At 47.5% G+C, this 3,340-nt stretch carries 5 protein-coding genes and 1 pseudogene; 2 read left to right on the top strand and 4 right to left on the bottom strand.

What is annotated here, in order from left to right; translation table 11 throughout:
- The 3 genes and pseudogenes from WA010_RS03700 to luxS all read right to left on the bottom strand — a co-directional run.
- Nucleotides 1–349: pseudogene (locus WA010_RS03700) on the bottom strand (hypothetical protein); the annotation flags it as partial.
- Nucleotides 349–651 carry a hypothetical protein gene (locus WA010_RS03705; RefSeq protein ID WP_422555821.1) on the bottom strand — a complete coding sequence of 101 codons (303 nt, stop codon included), beginning with the start codon at nt 649–651 and terminating at the stop codon, nt 349–351. The gene WA010_RS03705 and the pseudogene WA010_RS03700, both read right to left, overlap by 1 nt.
- Nucleotides 651–1,157, bottom strand: coding sequence for an S-ribosylhomocysteine lyase (luxS, locus tag WA010_RS03710; protein WP_299990450.1), 507 nt, complete (start codon nt 1,155–1,157; stop codon nt 651–653). Before luxS ends, WA010_RS03705 begins: the two co-directional genes overlap by 1 nt.
- 95 nt (nt 1,158–1,252) lie before the next feature.
- Between luxS and WA010_RS03715 the strand changes: the two genes are divergently transcribed.
- Together WA010_RS03715 and WA010_RS03720 are read left to right on the top strand one after the other, a co-directional pair.
- Nucleotides 1,253–2,425, top strand: coding sequence for a class II aldolase/adducin family protein (locus WA010_RS03715; protein ID WP_422555822.1), 1,173 nt, complete (start codon nt 1,253–1,255; stop codon nt 2,423–2,425).
- Nucleotides 2,426–2,436: 11 nt separating this feature from the next.
- Entirely contained in the window at nt 2,437–2,742 is a 306-nt protein-coding gene (locus tag WA010_RS03720; RefSeq protein ID WP_422555823.1) for a putative quinol monooxygenase, read from the top strand.
- Here the strand turns inward: WA010_RS03720 and WA010_RS03725 are convergent.
- A partial coding sequence (locus tag WA010_RS03725) for an FGGY-family carbohydrate kinase (protein ID WP_422555824.1) occupies nt 2,739–3,340 on the bottom strand: 602 nt, incomplete at its 5' end. The two genes, WA010_RS03720 and WA010_RS03725, sit on opposite strands and share 4 nt — an antisense overlap.

A 3,340-nucleotide genomic window follows, 5' to 3' on the forward strand; every position in this document is an offset into this window, starting at 1 on the left:
GGGTTGAGATATCGTTTATCACGTTTCGATACGGCTCAAAGATATCGGGATAGGGAAAATCGATGAGCGAAGCGACCAAATCGCCATCGAGTTCGGGAGAGTAGATTTCGAGGGTCGTATCGGGAAAATAGGTATCTCGGTAATAAAGACTCAGGAGGGTATTAAATCCCAACCCGAAGCAGATGTCGATGAGACGAAGGTGATCTTTCTCTCGGTGCAGGGCAAAAGCGGGTTCGATGTGTTTTTTGAGCGATTCGTTGAGGGCGCCGTCTTTGGTCGAGTGATAGTGTTCGTCGTATTCGGGAGAATAGGCGGTATAGCTTCCGTCATCGCTTTGTACCCAATTCATTACAAAGACAAATCGTGCAGTTCTCTAAATAAATACGCTTCGACGATATCATCGATAGTGCGCTGAGTATGAGCCACCAACACCATCATCTGCTGATCGAGAAATTCCATCACAGGCTCATAGTTGTTAGTGACGATCACCGCATCGCATGGTGATTCGATCGTCGTGCGATCCATATAAAAATTGATCTCTATGACACGTCCCTCTTCGACCTCTACCGTTGCCCAAAACAATGCATTCAAAATGCCGATAAGTTCAGACTCCTGCGTATCATCTCCGTCCATCGGTAATAAAAGGAGCATTATTGTTCGACCTTCGATAAATCCAGAGCTAACGCTTCATTGTCCATGATGTCAATATCACGTCGGAGTACTTCGGTGGCAATCGCTTTCGCATCTTCGAGAGAGTGCATGGTATAGGTTCCGCATTGGTAGACATTGAGTTCAGGAATATCGCTTTGTTTTTCTACGGCGAGAATATCGTGCATGGATGCTTCCCACGCGTCCGCTACCGTCTCTTCACTAGGTGTTCCGATCACGCTCATATAAAATCCGGTGCGGCATCCCATCGGAGAGATGTCGATAATCTCCGTGCTCCCTGAGTTGAGATGATCGCGCATAAATCCTGCAAAAAGATGCTCTAAAGTATGAATCCCCTCCGAGGAGAGAATCGCCTCGTTCGGACGGCAAAAACGGAGGTCAAAAACAGTGATGTCATCCCCTTTTGGTGTTTTCATCCCTTTGGCACGACGAACGGCAGGGGCTGGCATGATGGTATGATCTACACAAAAACTGTCAAGTAACGGCATGTGAATCCTTAAAAGTGATCTTTATTTTTGTGTATATTAACACATTTCACCGTTCCATCGCTATAATTTGACCACTAATAGAAGGATCTAACATTATGACAAGCCTCTTTGACGATACACTCGCCGCCCAATACAAAAACGACCCTCTGGGGATGAGAGTTTACACCTCCCAGCTCTTGGGTCAAAGCAAAGAACTCGTTCTCCACGGCGGCGGAAACACCTCGGTGAAAATCGATAATACCCTCTACGTTAAGGGGTCAGGTTGGAATCTCGATACCATTGAAAAGCCCGGATTTTCTCCCGTAAACCTCGACGTACTTTTGGAGATGGTGACGAGAGAGAGCCTCAGCGATACCCAAATGGTCGCCGAACAAAGAGTGGCAATGAACGATCAAAGCTTCCCTAACCCCTCTATCGAAGCGATCCTCCATGCGATAATCCCCTACGATTATGTCGATCACACCCATGCCGACGCCGTCGTTACCCTCACCAATACCCCCAATGGCAAAGCGTTGGTTCAAAATCTCTACGGGGAGAGTATGCTCATCATCGATTACGTGATGCCCGGATTTGAGCTGGCAAAACATATCTATGAGATGACCCGCAACATCGATTGGAACTCCCTTACGGGGATGATTCTGATGCACCACGGCATCTTTACGTTTGATAACGATGCACAGCGTGCCTATGAGAAGATGATTGAACTCGTCACCGTTGCCGAAGCGTATCTCTCAGAACACGTCACCCTCGCCTGCGGAGACTGTGAGGGTAAAGGGGATAAAGCTATCGCAAAAGCGGTGGGAAGTGAAGCGGCAAAACTGCGCGGATGCGACCTATTCCCACTGCTCATCGATTCACCCCGCGCCCAACTTTTCAGTATCCTCCCCAATCTCGAATCGCTCGTCAAAAGAGGGGGATTGACTCCCGAGCACGTGATACGTATCAAACCGTTTCCTGCCATCATCGACGGTGATATTGGAGAGGGGATCGCTCAATTCGCAAAAGAGTATAAGCACTATTTCGATGCCAACGCCTCTTCGGAACATATCTGTCTCGATCTTGCCCCACGCTACGCGGTGATCAAAGGAGTCGGAATCGTCGTTCTCGGCAAAGATGAAAAAGAGTCCCGTATCATCGGCGACATCGTCAAACACACCATTACCGCTATCCTCTCTGCCGAACAGCTCGGAGGATGGAGATCACTCACCCTCTCCCAAATGTTCCAGATGGAATATTGGGAATTAGAACAAGCAAAACTCAAAAAATAAGGAATAAATAGATGAAAATTACGAAAAAAGTGACCTTTATCGCCAAAGAGGAGCATATAGCAACGGTCAAAAAACTCTTAGAAGATATGGTAGCCCCATCCCTAAAAGAGCCGGGATGTTTGTTTTATTACATCTTCCAATCCCAAAACAATCCTCGTAAATTCTTCGCCGTCGAGTCGTGGGCAGATGAGGAGTCGTTAGAGGGGCATAAACACACGGAGCACTACGCGTACTACAAATCACACTATGAACCGTTTGTGGATGATAAATATACCGAAGAACTTGATTTACTCGATGAAGGTGCTTATCGTTTCTAAATTCCCGGAGCCTTCCACATCGGTTCCAACGTCCCCTCACGAACCAACTCCATCTGCTTAGAATAGACTTTGAGCCACCGTTCTTTGATCTCACCATAGTGTGCATGATCGACCATGTTCGGTTCATACGTCCGCTCGATTTTGACAATCTCTTTTCCCGCCTCTTCAAAGCTTTTATAGACCCCTGAGCCGATCCCGCACGCCATCGCCACACCCAATGCTGTCGCCTCTTTGACTATCGGAACGCGCACTTCTAATCCTGTGACATCCGCTAAAATCTGCGACCATAATGCTCCGTTAGATGCCCCACTGGCAAAGGTAATGGAATCAGGTGATACGCCGCTAAAAGCTTTGATATTTTCCAGATTGATCGCACTGACGATACAAGCGTTCTCTTCCAATGCGCGAAACATCGATGCCACGTTGTATTTGGACTCATCCAACCCCAAACCAATGAATGAGGGAGAGGCATGTATCCACTCACCGTAGTTCATCCGATCACTGAATATCGGGGTGATTCCATGCGAGCCGAGGGGAATACGTGAAGCCATAGCTTCAAGTTCCACATAACTTTTTCCGCATCCAAGCGTATTGCGAA

It is taken from the genome of Sulfuricurvum sp., assembly GCF_049305995.1.
Classification (GTDB): Bacteria; Campylobacterota; Campylobacteria; order Campylobacterales; family Sulfurimonadaceae; genus Sulfuricurvum.

Coding starts and splice junctions, on each gene's coding strand:
- WA010_RS03705 (WP_422555821.1), bottom strand. CDS start 651: ATGCTCCTTTTATTACCGATGGACGGAGATGATACGCAGGAGTCTGAA.
- luxS (WP_299990450.1), bottom strand. CDS start 1,157: ATGCCGTTACTTGACAGTTTTTGTGTAGATCATACCATCATGCCAGCC.
- WA010_RS03715 (WP_422555822.1), top strand. CDS start 1,253: ATGACAAGCCTCTTTGACGATACACTCGCCGCCCAATACAAAAACGAC.
- WA010_RS03720 (WP_422555823.1), top strand. CDS start 2,437: ATGAAAATTACGAAAAAAGTGACCTTTATCGCCAAAGAGGAGCATATA.